The sequence below is a fragment of the uncultured Stenotrophomonas sp. genome, assembly GCF_963519925.1.
In the GTDB taxonomy this organism is placed as follows: Bacteria; Pseudomonadota; Gammaproteobacteria; order Xanthomonadales; family Xanthomonadaceae; genus Stenotrophomonas; species Stenotrophomonas maltophilia_AE.
The window spans coordinates 19,754-36,402 of sequence record NZ_CAUQPH010000010.1; the positions used below are offsets into that span (position 1 = coordinate 19,754).

Below are 16,649 nucleotides of genomic sequence, written 5' to 3' on the forward strand. Positions count from 1 at the left end.
AGGCCGGTATGTCCGAGCAGCAGCACGTCCGTGCGGACGGAACGGTCACCTTCCTTCCGCACCGGCTCAACCGCCATCCCGTTGTGGTGCGCGGCCTCACCGCTGACGAACTCTGGATTTGCTGCGGCCTGTCCGGTGCCGCCGGCCTGCTGGTCGGCGCGCCGCTGTCCTGGGTGTTCCGCACGATCGCGCTGGCGCCGACCTTCGTCGTCCTGGGCGTGGCGCTCGGCGTCTTCATCGGCGGCGGCATCCTGCGCCGCCTCAAGCGTGGGCGTCCCGACACCTGGCTGTATCGGCAACTGCAATGGCGCATCGCCACGCGCCATCCGCTGATGGCCGGCTGGGTGGGTGGCCATGTGCTGATCTCGCGCTCGGGCTTCTGGTCCACCCGCAGGAGCATGCGATGAGCCGCTTCAAAAACGAGATCACCCACCTGCAGGCGCACATCAAGACCTTGCGGCTGGCCGCGGGCGCGCTGGTCGTCGTCGCCCTGGTCATGGGCGGCGGCTGGTGGAGCGCGCCGCGCGACCTGACCATCCACGTCCCGCCCGACCTGCGCTCTGGCAGTACCCGCAAGTGGTGGGAAGTGCCGCCCGAATCGGTCTATGCGTTCACGTTCTACGTGTTCCAGACGCTGAACCGCTGGCCAACCAATGGCGAGGAAGACTACTCGCGCAACCTCCACACGCTCTCGCCGTACCTCACCCCGTCCTGCCAGGCCTTCCTGCGGGCGGACTATGACTACCGCCGCTCCACGGGCGAGCTGCGTCAGCGCGTGCGCGGCATCTACGAGATTCCCGGCCGCGGCTATGGCGACGACCCCACGGCGCGCGTGCGCACCGTGTCCGATCGCGACTGGGTGGTGACGCTGGACATCACGGCGGACGAGTACTACGGCGCCGAGCAGGTCAAGCGCGCCCTGGTGCGCTATCCGATCAAGGTCACGCGGGTGGACGTCGATCCCGCCCGTAACCCGTTCGGCCTGGCGCTGGACTGCTACGACGGCGCGCCCCAGCGCATCAGTGCACCGGAGCCGACGCGCCCGGCGCCGAGTGGCCTGTCTCCGCAAGCGCCTCAAGGAGGAAACACCCCATGAAGCACCCTGTACTCGCGCTGCTGGGGCTACTGGCCGTGGCCGCGGCACCCGTCGCCCATGCAGTGGAAATCCTGCGCTGGGAACGCATGCCACTGGCAGTGCCGCTGAAGGTCGGTCAGGAACGCATCGTGTTCATCGACCGCAACGTGCGCGTGGGCGTGCCCGCGGGCGTGGGCGAACGCCTGCGCGTGCAGAGTGCGGGGGGCGCGGTGTACCTGCGCGCCAGCGAGCCGATCGAGCCCACGCGGTTGCAACTGCAGGACGCCGACACGGGCGCGCTGATCCTGCTGGACATCGCAGCCGAACCACCCAAGGACGGGGAAGCCGAGCTGGAGCCGGTGCGCATCGTCGAGGGTGACAGCGCACCGGGACGCTATGGCGAGCAGGCCGACAGTGCCGAGGCCCCGGCACGCGCCCAGGGCCAAGCAGGTGCGCGGACCGCGCGGCGCGAAACTCCGGTCCCTGTCGTGCTGACGCGCTTCGCCGCGCAGAACCTCTACGCACCGCTGCGCACCGTCGAGCCGCTTCCGGGCGTCATGCGGGTCAACCTGCCCCGCGACCTCGACCTGGACACACTGATGCCAACGCTGCCCGTGCGCGCGGTCGCACTCGCGTCGTGGCGCCTGGAGGACCAGTGGGTCACTGCCGTGCGCCTAACCAACGGCAGCGGCGGCTGGATCACGCTCGACCCGCGCGTGCTGCAAGGCGATTTCCTCACCGCCACCTTCCAGCACGAGGCGCTGGGCCCGCGCGGCACGCCCGAGGACACGACCGTCCTGTACCTGGTCACGCGCGGCCGCGGTCTCGCGCAGTCGCTGCTGCCGGCGATTCACCGCTTCGACCCGGCCGTGCATCTGCCGCAGCCGGACGGCGACGAGAACACCAAGGAGGCCCGCCATGCGCAGTAACGGCCTGCTCAAGTGGCTGATGATCCCTGTTGCCATCCTGGTGCTGTTCGTCGGTATCCGGCTGTTCTCGGGTGGAGGCAGCACGGCGCCACCCGCGGCGGACAACGGCGCCCAGCTCACGCCCGATGAAATGAAGGCGCTGGGCATCGAAGGCGACACCCCGCGCGACACCGTGGCGACGCTCGTTGCCCAAGTGAAGCAGTTGCGCACCGAGCTTCAGACCGCGCTCTCGGACAACAAGTCGCAGCGTGAAGAGAACCAGCGACTGCGCCAGCGCGAGAACTCCATCGACCAGCGCATCAACTCGGCGCTCGAATCCGAGCGGTCCAACCTGCGCCGCGACCAAGAGCAGGCGGCCAGCGCGCGCCAGCAGACCGAAGGGCTGCTCGCCGACCTGCAGCGGCGTCTGGACAGCATCGGCGGGCGCGGCGGCGGCCATGCGGACCTGCCCGTGGGCCTGGGGCTGCAGGGCGGCGACGAGGCAGGCATGGAGGGCGGCGTGCGGTGGGTCGAGCCGGACGACGCAAAGCCCGCCGAGGGGCGCAACGGGGGGCGTGGCGCGAGCGGCGGCATGAGCTTCCCCACGAGCTTCGGCCCGGCGCAGAGCACGCTCGAAACCACTGCGGAAACCGTGGCCAACGCGGGCGCCCGCGCCGCCGGGGTCAAGAGTGCCAAGCCGGTCTACACCGTGCCGACCAACTCCACGCTCATGGGTTCGGTCGCCATGACAGCGCTGATCGGCCGCGTGCCGATCGACGGCACGGTCAACGATCCCTATCCGTTCAAAGTTCTGGTCGGGCCGGACAACCTGACCGCCAATGGCATCGACATTCCCGACGTGGCCGGCGCCGTGTTCAGCGGCACCGCTTCGGGCGACTGGACGCTCTCGTGCGTGCGCGGCCAGGTGCGCAGCATCACGTTCGTCTTCCACGACGGCACGATTCGCACGATCCCCGAAGACCGCGAGGGCAACCAGCAGAACAACCAACAGCGCGATGGCTTGGGCTGGATCAGCGATCCCCACGGCATTCCTTGCGTCAGCGGCGAGCGGCGCAGCAACGCCCAGCAATACCTCGGCTCGCAGGCCCTGATCACCGCGGCCGGCGCCGGTGTGGCCTCACTCATCGAGAGCGACAGCGGCCGCATGTCCTATGTCGGCTCGGACGGCTCCATCGGCACCGTGGGCATCACCGGCCAGGAAGCGGTCGGCCAGATTCTGGCGGGCGGCGTGCGGGACATGTCGGCCTGGGTCAACAAGTTGTACGGCCAGGCGTTCGCCGCCGTCTATGTCCAGCCCGGCGCCAAGGTTGCCGTCCACCTCGAAAAGCCGCTCGCCATCGACTTCGATCCCGAAGGCCGCAAGGTCGATCACCGCGCAGGAGAAAGCCATGCACTCGAACTTGACTAACCTGGCCCGTGGCCTGGCACTGGCCCTCGCCGTCGCGGTGCTTGGCGGCTGCGCCACCAGCAAGGAAAAGCTGCTGACCCACGGTGACCGCACGATGATGGACATCTGGCAGCAGGAGGCCGGCGACGGCGGTGGCGCAGCCGGACGGAACGCCGGCCGCCAGCTGCTCGATGCGCGCCAGAGCCTGCGTCGGCCCCTGACCGACGCCGACGTGCAGGTCGCACCCGTCGAGCAGATGCGCTACACGCGCACCGCGCGCAATGAGGTCCACCGCCAGTTCCAGCGTCTGCCCAATCCCGATCTCGTCATGTACGTGTATCCGCACCTGGCGGGCACGGACCCCGTGCCGGTGCCGGGCTACACGACGGTCTTCCCGCTCAACCAGCGCATCCAGTACGCCATGCCAGGCGAGCGCGTGGAGGCCTACTGATGCGGTGGAAACTTCCCTGGCCTAAGCCGGCCGCGCCGAAGCTGGCCGCATCCGGCGCTGGTGATGATGAGCAGCCGGACGGCTGGCAGCGCCACGTCGAGGCCTTGCGGCAGGTCGGCATCCCCGAACCCGGCTCGGCAGTCCGGGGCCGCAAGCCGGCGACGGAGGCCGACGAGCAGGCGCTGTACGACGTCGCACCGTCCTTCGTGGAACTGCTGCCCTGGGTGGAGTTCTTGCCCGAGTCGAAATCGATGCTCCTGGAGGACGGCCAATCGGTGGCCGCCTTCTTCGAGCTGGTGCCGCTGGGGACCGAGGGCCGGGAACCCGGCTGGCTCGCGCACGCCCGCGACGCCTTAGAAAACGCGCTCCAGGACAGCTTCGATGAACTGGACGAGAACCCCTGGGTGTTGCAGCTCTACGCCCAGGACGAACCGAGCTTCGACCAGTACATGCAGACGTTGCGCGACTACGTGCAGCCGCGCGCCCGTGGCACGGTGTTCACGGAGTTCTACCTGCGGTTCTTTGCCCACCATCTGCGCGCGGTGGCCAAGCCCGGTGGCTTGTTCCAGGACACGGTGGTCACACGCTTGCGCTGGCGCGGCCAGACGAGGCGTGTGCGCATGGTCGTCTATCGCCGCGTGACCGGACAAGGACAGGGCCAGGCAAACCGCCGGGGCCAGACACCCGAGCAGATGCTGAACATCGTCTGCGACCGCCTGTGCGGCGGGCTGGCGAACGCCGGCATCCAGGCTCGCCGCCTGGGTGCGGCAGACGTCCATGACTGGCTGCTGCGCTGGTTCAACCCGCGTCCGACGCTGCTCGGGCCTGGGGTCGAGGACCGGGAGCGCTTCTATGCGTTCGCGCGCTACCCCGCCGACACCGAGGCTGGCGAGATCGAACTGGCGAGCGGGCGGGATTTTAGCCAGCGGCTTTTCTTCAGCCAGCCACGCTCGGACGTGGAGCATGGCACCTGGCACTTCGACGGCATACCGCACCGTGTGTTGGTCACTGACCGGCTGCGCATGCCGCCCGGAACGGGACACCTGACTGGCGAAACCCGCAAGGGCGATGCGATCAACACGCTGTTCGATCAGATGCCCGAGGACACGACGATGTGTCTGACCATGGTGGCGACGCCCCAGGACATTCTCGAATCGCACCTGAACCACCTGGCGAAGAAGGCAGTCGGCGAAACACTGGCATCGGAGCAGACGCTCAAGGACGTGCAGGAGGCGCGCTCGCTCATCGGCAGCGCGCACAAACTCTACCGCGGCACGCTGGCCTTCTATCTGCGCGGACGCGACGAAGCCGAGCTTGACCGGCGCGGTCTGGACCTCGCCAACGTGATGCTCAACGCGGGGTTGCAGCCCGTTCGCGAGGACGATGAAGTCGCGCCGCTCAACAGCTATCTGCGCTGGCTACCGTGCTGCTACAACCCCGCGCAGGATCGGCGAAACTGGTTCACCCAACTGATGTTCGCCCAGCATGTGGCGAATCTCTCGCCGGCGTGGGGTCGCAGCCAGGGTACGGGCCATCCGGGCAACACGTTCTTCAACCGCGGTGGCGGGCCGATCACGTTTGATCCGCTGAACCGCTTAGACAGGCAGATGAATGCCCATCTATTCCTGTTCGGCCCCACCGGCTCGGGCAAGAGCGCCACGCTCAACAACCTGCTGAACCAGGTCACGGCCATCTACCGGCCGCGCCTCTTCATCGTGGAAGCCGGCAACAGCTTCGGGCTGTTCAGCGACTTCGCCAGGCGCCTGGGCCTGACGGTGAACCGGGTCAAGCTGGCCCCCGGATCGGGCATCAGCCTGGCACCGTTCGCGGATGCCCGCCGGCTGATCGAAACACCCAGCGACGTGCAGACGCTCGATGCCGATGCGTTGGACGAAGACCTGCCACCGGATGCCTCGGTCATGGAGGCAGACGAACAGCGTGACGTGTTGGGCGAGTTGGAGATCACGGCACGGCTGATGATCACCGGCGGCGAGGACAAGGAGGAAGCCCGGATGACGCGGGCCGACCGTTCGCTGATCCGCCAGTGCATCCTCGACGCCGCCGAACACTGCGTGGCTGAGAAGCGCACGGTGCTCACTCGCGACGTGCGCAACGCGCTGCGCGCCCGCGGTCAGGACTCGACGCTTCCCGAGATGCGGCGCATGCGGCTGCTGGAGATGGCGGACGCGATGGACATGTTCTGCCAAGGCACCGATGGCGAGATGTTCGACCGCGATGGCACGCCGTGGCCCGAGGCCGACATCACGCTGGTGGATCTGGCGACCTATGCCCGCGAGGGCTACAACGCGCAGCTCTCCATCGCCTACATCAGCCTGATCAGCACGGTGAACAACATCGCCGAGCGCGACCAGTACCTGGGTCGTCCGATCATCAATGTGACCGACGAAGGCCACATCATCACGAAGAACCCGTTGCTCGCGCCCTACGTCGTGAAAATTACCAAGATGTGGCGCAAATTGGGCGCCTGGTTCTGGCTGGCGACCCAGAACATCGACGACCTGCCGCGTGCCGCAGAGCCCATGCTCAACATGATTGAGTGGTGGATCTGCCTGTCGATGCCGCCCGATGAGGTCGAGAAGATTGCACGCTTCCGTGAACTCTCACCAGCGCAGAAAGCGCTGATGCTTTCTGCGCGCAAGGAGGGGGGGAAATTCACCGAGGGCGTGATCCTGTCGAAGTCGATGGAAGTGTTGTTCCGCGCGGTGCCGCCGAGCCTTTACCTCGCGCTTGCGCAGACCGAACCCGAGGAGAAGGCCGAGCGCTACCAGCTCATGCAGCAATACGGCTGCACCGAGCTGGAAGCCGCCTTCAAGGTGGCCGAGAAGATCGACCAGGCACGCGGCATCGAGTCGCCCGCCTTGGAACTGTCGTAAGCCGGAGAACGCCATGGAACACAAACATCCTTCCATCCCGATGCAGGTGCAGGCGTTCCGCCGTCGGCGCTGGGGGACCCGCTGGCCGTGGGCGTTGGCTGCAGTGCTGGTTGCGCTGCTGCTGATCTGGCTCGTGTCCCGTTCGCCAGGCGGGTCCACACCTCAGACTTCGGCGCCAGTCAGCGAGACACAGGTGGCAGGGCCTCCGTGGCAGATGGGCAATCCGGAAGGTCGTTTCACACTGACGCTGTACGCGGACCTCGAATGCCCGTTCTGCCGGTCCTATTTCCCTGTGCTCAAACGTTGGGTGGCCGGCAATGCCGACGTGGCCTTGCAATGGCACCACCTGCCGTTGGCCGCACATGAACCGGCCGCTTCTGCCGAAGCGCGTCTGGCGGAATGCGCCGGCGAAGCCGGCGGGCATGCCACCTTCTGGCAAGCCGTCGAGTGGGTATATGCCCACACGCGCAGCGACGGCCAGGGCTTGCCCGAGGACCTGCGCTACCCCGACCTGACGCCAGCCATCGAGCAGTGCATCGCGAGCGAGCGGCCCGACGCGGCGATTCGTACCCAAACTGCGGAAGCCACGAACAGCGGCGTGACCGCCACGCCGTCGCTGCGGCTGCACGATCGCGAAAGCGGCAAGGCGATCCTGCTGCAGGGTCCGATCGAGGGCGATGCCTTGCTGTCAGCCATGGACATGCTCGCCGCCGGCGATCCCGCCACCACACCCACATCGGAAATGCCTGCCGACGTCGTCGGCGACATGCCCAGGTAGCCCCGGTCTTCAAGGCTACGGCGCAGTCCGCTGCGCTGACCGCAACCCGTTCGCCTCGCGTCCTGGCCGCGAACGATCACCGCTACCGCGGTGATGGATGCACCTTGTTCGTTCCCCAGGAGGGCTTGCCCTCCCAGGGCGCGCGCCCTCCGATCTCACCGTCTGGAGGTTCGCCATGTCTTTCGTCGTCAATGACTCCTACCTGGAGTCGCTTTCCGCCATCGCTACCCAACACGAGGACTGGATCATCCAGCAAGCCATCGTGCTGCTGGAGAGACGGATCTTCAAAGCTGGACCGTGCCTCAGCCGACCGGCCGCTGTGCGGGACTACCTGCGTCTGAAACTGGTCGCTGAGCCCAATGAGATATTCGCCGCTGTGTTCCTGGACAGCATGCACCAGGTGCTGGCCTACGAGCCGTTGTTCAGGGGCACGATCAACTCGACATCGGTCTATCCGCGTGTCGTCGCGCAGCGTGTGCTGGAGTTGAATGCCGCCGCGGTGGTCTTCAGCCACCAGCACCCCTCGGGCATCTCCGAACCGTCGAGCGCGGATCGCATGCTGACCCAGCAACTGCAGGTCGCGCTGGCGCTCATCGATGTGCGGGTACTGGACCACATCATCGTCGGCCAGGGTGCCCCGTTCTCCTTTGCGGAGTCCGGCCTGCTGTAAAGGTTGCACTGCTTCGTTGATCAGCGCGGAGGCTTCGGCCTCCGCTTTTTCTTCGCAGCGACGCAAGCAGGTATGCGGGGTGGCCGCGATGCGCATTGTTTGTTGGGGCCGCGTGGGGTTCGGCGTTTGACTATGGCCCTGATCAACTTCCGGGGCGCATGACATGCCAGCAGCTTTTACCCGGTTCGCACCAGGCTGGCGAACCCTTGGCCTGGCCGTGGCGCTGCCGGCATCTCTGGCCGTGTTCAGCCCGGCCACCTTCGCCGCCGACGTGGTGGTCGTCACCGACAGCCGCCACCCGGTCAAGACCGCCGGCGGCGAGCGGCTGATCGAGTTGGACGAAGCGCCCCGGATCGAGGCCGAGCTTTCCGCGGATCTGCCGGCCGACCCCGAGCGGGCAGCAGCCATCGTCCGGCAACGACTGAACCAAGGCGGCACCGATCTTCAGCGCCGCATCGGCACCGCCTACCAGGGCGTCGCCGATGCATGGAGCCTGGGCGTCGCCGCCATCCCGGCCGTCGTGGTAGATCAACGCTATGTGGTCTATGGCGAGCCGGACGTGGCCCGGGCGGTGTCCCGCATCGAGCAGTACCGGAGGACGCAGCCGTGACCCATCGCCCATTCGACTTGCTGCGCCGCCTGCGCGTCGCCGTGGCCTCGCTGCTGTTGATCAGCGCCACCGGCAGCTACGCCCTGAACACCGCCACCATCGTGTCCTCCGTCATGTCGCCGGACTGCCTGGAATACCGGGTGGTGGGCATCTGCTACTGGCTCTACTGCACCTGGACGGGCTGCACGGTGCGCACGTCCACCAAGGTCCGGCACTACGTGCCCGATGCGGTCGTCTCCAGCTACAGCAACACCGGGGAGAACCCCTGGGTCGAAGTGCAGGCGATGAGCACGCCCAACCCATCCGCACAGGCAGGTGGGGATGGGACCACGAACGAAGACCACGAAAACAACCTCGCCAAATTCAAGAACAGCGATGTCATCGGCCATCCTGGCGGCGAGGTATTCAACCAGTTCGCATCGTCGTCGGGCTATTTCTGCCAAGGCGCGGGCACGGCCTTCATGCCGTATCTACTCAGCACGCTGGACACGCTGGCTTGGCGCTACAACGTGCCTGAAATGGCCTACCCGGAGGCGTTGATTCCGGGCATGCGCGAGGTCGGTGCGCGCACCACGATGAATCTCTGGGGCAACGTCTATCCGCGCGGCGGCTTCCTGCACCAGACCGACGACCAAAAATCCGGGGCTGTGGTGGCCCAGCGCGCGGGCGATGTCGTCACGCGCCGCGGGCAGATCCACGTGTACCAGCCGCTGCTTGCCAACGCCCGCGACGGCTACTGGCCGGCCGGCGAGCTGATGGAGGGTGATGCCTCTACGGGCAAGTGGCAGGAGCTGACGCCGCGCCTGTCCAACACCTGCGTGGTGTTCCCGCACAGCGGCACGCTGACCCAGGCCCAGCAAGGCGACTACGCCTGGGCGCTGTGGCGTCCCTATGCGTGCTGCGAACGCCGCGGTCAGGTGTTCCTGGGCAGCGTCGATTTCCTCTGAGGTGCCACGATGAAGCGTCCTGAACCGATGAACCTTTCCGCCAAGGCGTGCCGCCTGCTGCGCCCGACGGCGCTGGCCGGCACGCTCGCTCTGGTCTGCGGCATGGCGTGGGCGCAGGTCGGATACCAGAACAGCGGCCCCGTCCTCGGCGATGACGTCATGTACTCGATCGGCGGTGGCAGTGCGGTGTCCATGGGCCGCGCGGCCGGCATGCGTTCCATCGGGGTCGGCGTGGGGTGGAACAGCAACCTGATCTGCGGCGACATGAGCATCCAGACCACGCTGCGCAATCAGCTTAACGGCATCACGAACGGCTTTCAGCAGATCATGAGCAACGTGATCCAGAGCGCGACCAGCGCGGTTGCATCGCTGCCGGCGCTGATCATTCAGCGCGCCGATCCGGGCCTGTACAACCTGCTGACTAACGGCGTGCTGCAGGCGCGGCTGGACTTCGACCGCTCCAAGCTGACGTGCCGCGCCATGGCGGAGAAGATGGCCGAGACGGCGGGTGGCCAGCTTGGCTGGAGCCAGATGGCCGAAGGCATGGCCCTGCGTGACGCGGTTGGCAGCAACGATGCCGTATCGGCCGTCGAGCAGGCCGAGACGCGCCGCGGCAACGACGGCGTGCCCTGGGTGGGCGGCAGCAATGCCGGTGGCGCGGGCCAGTCCGCCATCCGGGTGGTCGGCGACGTCACCCGCGCGGGCTACAACCTGGTCAACGGTCGCGGCGTGACGGACACCTCCTCCATCGCGTCCACCAGTTGCGCGAGCCTGTCCTGCCAGACCTGGACGTCGCCGCAGCAGGCGACCGAATGGGCCACGCGCGCCCTCGGAGAGCAGGTGCAGCGCACGTGCGACTCCTGCACTAAGACCGAGACGGTGCCCGGCGTCGGGCTGACGCCGCTGATCCAGGAGGAGTACGAAGCCAAGCTGGAGGTCTTGCAGGAGCTGGTTTCCGGCACGCGTAATACCACCTTCGAGAACTTGCGCGAGGCCGGCAGCACGTCGCTGCCGATCACCCGCGGCGTGATCGAGGCGCTGCGCGACGAGCCGGACCAGGACCTGCTGGCGCGGCGCCTCGCGTCCGAAGTGGCGCTGTCATCGGTGCTGGAGAAGGCGCTCCTGCTCCAACGCACGCTGCTCACGGGCAAGAAGGAGCCCAACGTCGCAGCCAACGAACTTGCGGTGCAGGCCGTGAACCATGAGAGCGACACGCTCGACCGGGAGATCCGCAACCTGAAGACGGAATTGGAGCTGCGGCGCGAACTGGCGAACAACTCGCCGATGGCCATCATCCAGCGCCACGGCACGCGGGCGGCCGGCTCGCGCGGCATCTACGAGGGCGATCCGGTACCCGACCGCCTTGACCAGTTGCAGAAGGGCAATCCCGGAGCCAGGCCATGAACGCGGAGCGCATGGCCTGGCGCCCCTTGCGCTGGCTCTTCAGCCGGCGCGCGGCGACGGCGCTGCTGTGGGCGGTGGTGCTCGTCGCCGCTGCGGTGGGTGCCAACATCGCCGGCATCTACCTGGTCGGCAGCGTGGCCGGATGGGAGCGGTGGCTCGCCGCCGCATCGGGCTACTTCTTCGTGTGGCGGCTGTGTCTGTACGGGGCCACGGTTTACGGGTGGCTCTGGATGCGCCGCCGGCTGCTGGCGCGCGAAGACCAGGACGGGGCAGATGGGCAGGCACGGCGCCGCCTGATGCGCAGCGAGATCGCGGGCGTCGTCGCCATCGTCGTGCTGGAAGCCAGCTTGTTGATGCAGGCCGCTTGAGGGGATCGAGGCCATGACGCTTTTCACGACCGACTACCTGGAGTACTACCTCACACTCGTTTCCTGGATCGTCAACAACGGCATCTGGGCGGCCCTCGTATCCAGCGGGGTATTCGCGCTGCCTTTCGTCGCCATCGTCGTGCAGGAGTGGTTGAAAGCTCGTGCTGAAGGCGCCGACGAGGGCAATAAAGGCGTGCTGAGCGCCGCCCGCATCGAGAACCGGGTCTTCGTCGCCATCGTGGTGGTGATGTTCGCCGGCATTCCGTTCATCGACGTGGACCTAAACACCATCCAGTACGACAGCTCGCGCTCGGCCCAGTGCCAGGTCAGCGTGGCGCAGCCCGCGGATACCGGCTGGTCGCAGTCCTTCAGCACCATCAACAACCAGTCGGCGAAGGTGCCGGTGTGGTGGGCGTTCATGCACGCGCTCTCGCGCGCCGTCACGGGCGCTTCGGTGGCGGCAATCCCGTGCGGCACGGACCTGCGGCAGATGCGCATGGAGATCGACGCCACGCGCATCGATGATCCGGTGCTGGCTCAGGAAGTAGCGGATTTCTCTCGGGATTGCTATGGGCCTGCACGGGCCAAATTGTTCATGCAGCGCCCTCAACTTGATGAGCAGCAGATGCACGACGTGACCTGGATCGGATCGCGGTTCTTCACCGACACGAACGGGTACTACGACACGTATCGCTCCAGCACGCCGCGCGATGACTGGCCCTATGACAGCAACCGCGACGCTGGGCTGGCCCAGGTATCCAGTGGCGGTGGCTACCCGACCTGCAGGCAATGGTGGGCTGATGGCAGCAATGGCCTGCGGGCACGGCTGCTGGGACAGGTGGACCCGAGCCTGCTCAATCGCCTGGCGGGCTGGGCTGGCTTCCTGAGCCGGGCCGAGGTGGACAATTCGGTGATCCGCGCGATCGCGTCACCGCGGCAGCAGAAGCTGAACCAAGGCAGCGTCTATACCGACTACGGCGGCCAGATCGACAAGACCTTGCCAAACATCGTGACGCGGGCTACGGGAGACGTTGGAATGGCAGTTGGCGCGATTGCCTCGTTTCCCGCGATGGACGTCGTGCGGCAGGCGCTGCCGATGGTGCTCGCCTTGCTCAAGATGGCATTGGTAATCTGCATCCCGCTCGTGCTGGTCGTGGGCACCTATGACTTGAAGACGGTCGTCACGGTCAGCGTCGTGCAGTTCGCGCTGTTCTTCACGGATTTCTGGTTTCAGCTTGCGCGCTGGATCGATTCGACGATCCTGGACGCACTTTATGGCTGGGGGTTCGGCTGGAACCGGCCGCACACCAACTTCGACCCGCTGGTGGGGCTGAACAACGCCTTCGGCGACATGCTCCTGATGTTCGTCACAGGCACGATGTTTCTGGTCCTGCCGACGTTTTGGGTCGCTGCTTTGGGGTGGGTCGGAGTTAAGGCTGGGGTGATTGCTCAGAACCTTGCTGTCGGCTCCAAGGAAGCGCGTGATAGCGCCGGGTCAGGTGTAAACAAGGTAGCCGGCAAGGTTCTGTGACAAACAGGCCAAACCTCAGTCATCGAACGGATCGTTCGGGTCGTGAGGGTCGAGCCGCTGGCCATTGGAAGAATACAGGCCAAAGCCCGCCTCGCCATTGCGCAATTCATCCTGTTGCGTCCAGCGGTCTTCATCTCTAGCCGAATTGCCAGCCATCCATACCGCCGCAACGCCCAGCAGTAGCAACACCGCCAGCCAGAAGGTGGTGTACAGCAGCACCCCGAGCGCAACCAGCTTGACCACCCACACGAGCGCGGTGGCACCGGCCGCCGCCCCCCCCTTTGACACCAACCAGCTCGATGCCCGGCGTTCGCCGCGCACGTAGGCACGCCATCCGCGACCCAAGGTGCGGCCGAGTCGTTCTGCGGTACGGATGCGTGTCGTGGTGTTCATGGTCGTCTCCTGCTATTGAGCGATGCCTATTCCAGTTTGCTCCAATCCTGCTTGCTTGCCTGTATCAGCGCATGCCAGTCGTCTGGTGGGTTCCCGCGCCCGAGCATCTTCTCGAACACGACATACGGGTCCGATTTGCTACCCGAAGACCGCAGGGTCTGTTCATCGTTGACCCAGGCGTACACGATGACCTTCGCCTTCGAGTCATACCGGAAGAACAGCCGGAACCGCCGTCCGATCTTGGCCCTTCGCCAGTGGCGGTGGGCAGGTCCCAAGGTGTTGCCCTGGCGGTACTCGTCGCGTGCCGGATCGCCTGGCACCACATCCAAGATCAACTGGCTCAAGGCCCGGAAGAGCTTGACGTTGGCATTGGACTCGAAGCCCGTCGGGTCGTTCTCCTGCGCGCGCCTCGCGGTCGCATGCAGTTTCTGCAACTGCTCGATCACGCAGTCGTGGAAGAGCAGCGTCCAGCCATGCCGTTGCATCAGAGTTCCACTTTCCCGTCGATCTCCTCGTCCAGGTCCAGACCGTGGCCAGCATGCTCCAGCATGGCGCGGGCCAGATCCTCGGGCAGGCCCTGGACGTTCCGGCCAGCTTCGATGTCGCGGGCCAGCAGGCTCAGGAATGCGCCGATGGCGGGGTCCTCATGCTCGGCATCGACGCGGGTGACGACGACTTCGCTGCCCCGCAGATCGAACGCGAGCTTGCCACCGGCATCGACGCCGAGCGCCTGCCGGATGGGCTTGGGCAGCGTGATCTGGCCTTTGGAGGTCAGCGTGGCAACTTCGTGGATGGCAGGCATGGCGGCTCTCCTGATTGCGATACCCGCATGGTAAGGAAATTTCCTTACTTTGTCAACGTGAAGCCTCACGGCGTTCTCCGAGTCCAAGAATCGGCCCATCGTAGGGCGTGAACAGCCAGCCTTCCTGCATCAATCCGGCCCTGCTGCAACCCGCATTGGCGGTGGACGGTCAGCACCCGTCGCCCTATACCCAAAGGCTGTAAAGGGTCGAAATGGCAAGGGAATGGGGTGCAAGGGGAAAGGCTCTATCCCGAAAAGGCAAAAAGGCCTCCCCGCTCGGCCCGCGACAGGACACCCGCATGCTCTCTCTGTTCCAGCGAAAACGGCCCGCGGTTGCTGCTGCTCCGACGCCACCATCGGTCACCGACCTCCCGAAAGGGTTGATGCGGCCCGAGTCGGCCGCATCGCTGCTGGCCACCCCGCGCCGGCAGAAGCTGCTGGAGCACATCTGGCAGCGCACGTCGCTCTCACGTAAGCAGTTCGCCACCTTGTACCGGGCGCCACTGGAACGCTACGCCGAGCTGGTCCAGGCTTTCCCGGCTTCCGAGGCGCATCATCACGCTTACCCCGGCGGCATGCTGGACCATGGCCTGGAAATCGTCGCCTACAGTCTGAAGCTGCGGCAGTCCCATCTGCTTCCCATCGGCGCAAGCCCCGAGGACCAGGCTGCGCAGGCTGAGGCCTGGACTGCTGCAGTCGCCTATGCCGCGTTGTTGCACGACATCGGCAAGATCGCCGTCGATCTGCACGTCGAACTGGCCGATGGCTCGCTGTGGCACCCGTGGTACGGTCCGCTGCACCAGCCGTACCGCTTCCGCTACCGCGACGATCGCGAATACCACCTGCACAGCGCGGCGACGGGCTTGCTCTACCGCCAACTGTTGGACACCCAACTCCTGGACTGGCTCAGTGGCTATCCCGACCTGTGGGGACCGCTGCTCTACGTCCTGGCCGGCCAGTACGAGCACGCCGGTGTGCTGGGCGAACTGGTCGTGCAGGCCGACCGCGCTTCCGTGGCCCAGGAACTGGGCGGCGATCCGGCGCGCGCCATGGCCGCTCCCAAGCACGCGCTGCAACGCAAGCTGCTCGACGGGCTGCGCTACCTGCTCAAGGAACAGTTGAAGCTGAACCAACCGGAAGCCTCCGATGGCTGGCTCACCGAGGACGCGCTGTGGCTGGTGAGCAAGACGGTATCGGACAAACTGCGTGCGCACCTGCTGTCCCAAGGCGTTGACGGCATTCCTGCGAACAACACCGCGGTGTTCAACGTCCTCCAGGATCACGGCATGTTGCAGCCGACGCCCGACGGCAAGGCGATCTGGCGCGCGACCGTGACCAGTTCCACCGGCTGGTGTCACTCGTTCACGCTGTTGCGCCTCGGGCCCGCGCTGATCTGGGAGCCAAGCGAGAGGCCGGCGCTGTTCGCCGGCACAGTGGCGATCGACGCGGCGGCCACGGACAAAGGGCCCGATGTGTCAGCCACTACTCCGCCGGCCGGAGCGCAGTCAGCCTCGGAGGGCCAAGAGGTTCCGCCATGGGAGGGAGGTAACCCCTCTCGTCCAGCGAAAGGTGAACCGCTGCCCGACGCCATGGAAGACATGCTTTCGATGGTGGGCATGGTGAATTCACCCGCAACCCGGCAGGACGCTGAAGCACCTTCGGAGCCGGTGTCTGCCGCGCGTACTGAAGCGACGACCTTGACCGCACCTCAGCGTTCGTCCCCAGCGCCCAAGCCCACGACAGCGCCATCCGGAGAGCACTTCATGGCGTGGCTGAAACAAGGCATCGCTTCCCGCCGGCTCATCATCAACGACGCGAAAGCGCTCGTGCATACCGCGAGCGGCACCGCCTACCTGGTCAGCCCCGGCGTATTCCAGCGCTATGCGCAGGAGCATCCGCAAGTCAGCGCGCTGGCCAAGCAGGAGAGCCAGCAAGACTGGCAGTGGATACAAAAGCGCTTCGAGAGGCTGCAGCTGCATCGCAAGCAACCGAACGGCCTGAACATCTGGACCTGTGAAGTAACCGGGCCTAGAAAATCCCGCCGTCTGCATGGATACCTTCTGGAAGATCCGAGCCTGCTTTTCTCGGAAACGCCTCCGAGCAATCCCTATCTATCCCTGTTGGGTGAGACCAGACACTGCGAACAGACTTCAGGAAAGCAAGGGGCGTCAACATGACCTCCTCAATTTCGCCGGGGCAGTCTATTGCCGCCAAAGCGCACCTTTATTCAGACAGAGCCAAAGGCCCGATGAGCGCAGCGATGATGGAACAAGGCAGCGCCTCTCCCGTCTCTGGGCTGCACTACGCCGGCAAGAAGCATAAGGTCATCGCTCCCGACCGGGAGATTGTCTTCGAGTTCTCGCAGGACTGTCTGGACTCGGGCCGATTCGCTCCTTGACACCACAAATAC

At 66.1% G+C, this 16,649-nt stretch carries 18 protein-coding genes; 15 read left to right on the top strand and 3 right to left on the bottom strand.

Annotation, left to right across the window (positions count from 1 at the left end):
* The first annotated feature begins 8 nt into the window (after positions 1–8).
* From RWO33_RS03610 to RWO33_RS03670, 13 genes are all read left to right on the top strand, one after another.
* Positions 9–407, top strand: a complete 399-nt coding sequence (locus tag RWO33_RS03610; protein ID WP_003050133.1) for a TIGR03750 family conjugal transfer protein — start codon at positions 9–11, stop codon at positions 405–407.
* The gene (locus tag RWO33_RS03615; protein WP_003116810.1) at positions 404–1,096 is read left to right on the top strand and encodes a PFL_4703 family integrating conjugative element protein; all 693 of its coding nucleotides are present in this window, start codon (positions 404–406) and stop codon (positions 1,094–1,096) included. The genes RWO33_RS03610 and RWO33_RS03615 overlap by 4 nt, the downstream gene beginning before the upstream one ends.
* Positions 1,093–2,004 (top strand): TIGR03749 family integrating conjugative element protein, encoded by a 912-nt coding sequence (locus RWO33_RS03620; RefSeq protein WP_003116809.1) that lies wholly within the window; start codon positions 1,093–1,095, stop codon positions 2,002–2,004. The genes RWO33_RS03615 and RWO33_RS03620 overlap by 4 nt, the downstream gene beginning before the upstream one ends.
* Positions 1,994–3,412, top strand: coding sequence for a TIGR03752 family integrating conjugative element protein (locus RWO33_RS03625; protein WP_003116808.1), 1,419 nt, complete (start codon positions 1,994–1,996; stop codon positions 3,410–3,412). Before RWO33_RS03620 ends, RWO33_RS03625 begins: the two co-directional genes overlap by 11 nt.
* Positions 3,393–3,842 carry a TIGR03751 family conjugal transfer lipoprotein gene (locus RWO33_RS03630; RefSeq protein ID WP_003116807.1) on the top strand — a complete coding sequence of 150 codons (450 nt, stop codon included), beginning with the start codon at positions 3,393–3,395 and terminating at the stop codon, positions 3,840–3,842. The genes RWO33_RS03625 and RWO33_RS03630 overlap by 20 nt, the downstream gene beginning before the upstream one ends.
* Positions 3,842–6,736: a conjugative transfer ATPase gene (locus RWO33_RS03635; RefSeq protein WP_013391807.1), complete on the top strand. Its 2,895-nt coding sequence runs from the start codon at positions 3,842–3,844 to the stop codon at positions 6,734–6,736. Before RWO33_RS03630 ends, RWO33_RS03635 begins: the two co-directional genes overlap by 1 nt.
* 13 nt (positions 6,737–6,749) lie before the next feature.
* A complete protein-coding gene (locus RWO33_RS03640; RefSeq protein WP_003116805.1) occupies positions 6,750–7,514 on the top strand; it encodes a thioredoxin domain-containing protein in 765 nt (254 codons plus the stop codon).
* A gap of 175 nt (positions 7,515–7,689) precedes the next feature.
* The gene (locus tag RWO33_RS03645; RefSeq protein ID WP_003116804.1) at positions 7,690–8,184 is read left to right on the top strand and encodes a JAB domain-containing protein; all 495 of its coding nucleotides are present in this window, start codon (positions 7,690–7,692) and stop codon (positions 8,182–8,184) included.
* A gap of 163 nt (positions 8,185–8,347) precedes the next feature.
* The gene (locus RWO33_RS03650; protein ID WP_003116803.1) at positions 8,348–8,794 is read left to right on the top strand and encodes a TIGR03757 family integrating conjugative element protein; all 447 of its coding nucleotides are present in this window, start codon (positions 8,348–8,350) and stop codon (positions 8,792–8,794) included.
* Positions 8,791–9,741: a TIGR03756 family integrating conjugative element protein gene (locus RWO33_RS03655; RefSeq protein ID WP_104181772.1), complete on the top strand. Its 951-nt coding sequence runs from the start codon at positions 8,791–8,793 to the stop codon at positions 9,739–9,741. Before RWO33_RS03650 ends, RWO33_RS03655 begins: the two co-directional genes overlap by 4 nt.
* 9 nt (positions 9,742–9,750) lie before the next feature.
* The gene (locus tag RWO33_RS03660; protein WP_013391809.1) at positions 9,751–11,145 is read left to right on the top strand and encodes an integrating conjugative element protein; all 1,395 of its coding nucleotides are present in this window, start codon (positions 9,751–9,753) and stop codon (positions 11,143–11,145) included.
* Positions 11,142–11,513, top strand: coding sequence for a hypothetical protein (locus tag RWO33_RS03665; RefSeq protein ID WP_013391810.1), 372 nt, complete (start codon positions 11,142–11,144; stop codon positions 11,511–11,513). Before RWO33_RS03660 ends, RWO33_RS03665 begins: the two co-directional genes overlap by 4 nt.
* 13 nt (positions 11,514–11,526) lie before the next feature.
* On the top strand, positions 11,527–13,044 hold the full coding sequence (locus RWO33_RS03670; protein WP_013391811.1) for a conjugal transfer protein TraG N-terminal domain-containing protein: 1,518 nt from the start codon (positions 11,527–11,529) through the stop codon (positions 13,042–13,044).
* A 15-nt stretch (positions 13,045–13,059) separates the two neighbouring features.
* On the opposite strand, the gene RWO33_RS03675 is transcribed toward RWO33_RS03670, so the two are convergent.
* The 3 genes from RWO33_RS03675 to RWO33_RS03685 are packed head-to-tail and all read right to left on the bottom strand — an operon-like array spanning position 13,060 to position 14,239.
* Positions 13,060–13,437, bottom strand: coding sequence for a DUF3742 family protein (locus tag RWO33_RS03675; protein ID WP_013391812.1), 378 nt, complete (start codon positions 13,435–13,437; stop codon positions 13,060–13,062).
* A gap of 26 nt (positions 13,438–13,463) precedes the next feature.
* Positions 13,464–13,922 (bottom strand): type II toxin-antitoxin system YhaV family toxin, encoded by a 459-nt coding sequence (locus RWO33_RS03680; RefSeq protein WP_013391813.1) that lies wholly within the window; start codon positions 13,920–13,922, stop codon positions 13,464–13,466.
* A complete protein-coding gene (locus RWO33_RS03685; protein ID WP_013391814.1) occupies positions 13,922–14,239 on the bottom strand; it encodes a type II toxin-antitoxin system PrlF family antitoxin in 318 nt (105 codons plus the stop codon). Before RWO33_RS03685 ends, RWO33_RS03680 begins: the two co-directional genes overlap by 1 nt.
* Before the next feature lie 299 nt (positions 14,240–14,538).
* Here RWO33_RS03685 and mobH point away from each other — a divergent pair, with 299 nt between their 5' ends.
* Both mobH and RWO33_RS03695 read left to right on the top strand, forming a co-directional pair.
* The gene (mobH, locus tag RWO33_RS03690) at positions 14,539–16,416 is read left to right on the top strand and encodes a MobH family relaxase (protein ID WP_016445100.1); all 1,878 of its coding nucleotides are present in this window, start codon (positions 14,539–14,541) and stop codon (positions 16,414–16,416) included.
* Positions 16,413–16,637, top strand: a complete 225-nt coding sequence (locus RWO33_RS03695) for a hypothetical protein (RefSeq protein ID WP_034012201.1) — start codon at positions 16,413–16,415, stop codon at positions 16,635–16,637. Before mobH ends, RWO33_RS03695 begins: the two co-directional genes overlap by 4 nt.
* The last annotated feature ends 12 nt before the right edge of the window (positions 16,638–16,649 follow it).

Bases quoted from the DNA above. Each gene is read 5' to 3' on its own strand.
- RWO33_RS03610 (WP_003050133.1), top strand. From the start codon at position 9: ATGTCCGAGCAGCAGCACGTCCGTGCGGACGGAACGGTCACCTTCCTT.
- RWO33_RS03615 (WP_003116810.1), top strand. From the start codon at position 404: ATGAGCCGCTTCAAAAACGAGATCACCCACCTGCAGGCGCACATCAAG.
- RWO33_RS03620 (WP_003116809.1), top strand. From the start codon at position 1,093: ATGAAGCACCCTGTACTCGCGCTGCTGGGGCTACTGGCCGTGGCCGCG.
- RWO33_RS03625 (WP_003116808.1), top strand. From the start codon at position 1,994: ATGCGCAGTAACGGCCTGCTCAAGTGGCTGATGATCCCTGTTGCCATC.
- RWO33_RS03630 (WP_003116807.1), top strand. From the start codon at position 3,393: ATGCACTCGAACTTGACTAACCTGGCCCGTGGCCTGGCACTGGCCCTC.
- RWO33_RS03635 (WP_013391807.1), top strand. From the start codon at position 3,842: ATGCGGTGGAAACTTCCCTGGCCTAAGCCGGCCGCGCCGAAGCTGGCC.
- RWO33_RS03640 (WP_003116805.1), top strand. From the start codon at position 6,750: ATGGAACACAAACATCCTTCCATCCCGATGCAGGTGCAGGCGTTCCGC.
- RWO33_RS03645 (WP_003116804.1), top strand. From the start codon at position 7,690: ATGTCTTTCGTCGTCAATGACTCCTACCTGGAGTCGCTTTCCGCCATC.
- RWO33_RS03650 (WP_003116803.1), top strand. From the start codon at position 8,348: ATGCCAGCAGCTTTTACCCGGTTCGCACCAGGCTGGCGAACCCTTGGC.
- RWO33_RS03660 (WP_013391809.1), top strand. From the start codon at position 9,751: ATGAAGCGTCCTGAACCGATGAACCTTTCCGCCAAGGCGTGCCGCCTG.
- RWO33_RS03665 (WP_013391810.1), top strand. From the start codon at position 11,142: ATGAACGCGGAGCGCATGGCCTGGCGCCCCTTGCGCTGGCTCTTCAGC.
- RWO33_RS03670 (WP_013391811.1), top strand. From the start codon at position 11,527: ATGACGCTTTTCACGACCGACTACCTGGAGTACTACCTCACACTCGTT.
- RWO33_RS03675 (WP_013391812.1), bottom strand. From the start codon at position 13,437: ATGAACACCACGACACGCATCCGTACCGCAGAACGACTCGGCCGCACC.
- RWO33_RS03680 (WP_013391813.1), bottom strand. From the start codon at position 13,922: ATGCAACGGCATGGCTGGACGCTGCTCTTCCACGACTGCGTGATCGAG.
- RWO33_RS03685 (WP_013391814.1), bottom strand. From the start codon at position 14,239: ATGCCTGCCATCCACGAAGTTGCCACGCTGACCTCCAAAGGCCAGATC.
- mobH (WP_016445100.1), top strand. From the start codon at position 14,539: ATGCTCTCTCTGTTCCAGCGAAAACGGCCCGCGGTTGCTGCTGCTCCG.
- RWO33_RS03695 (WP_034012201.1), top strand. From the start codon at position 16,413: ATGACCTCCTCAATTTCGCCGGGGCAGTCTATTGCCGCCAAAGCGCAC.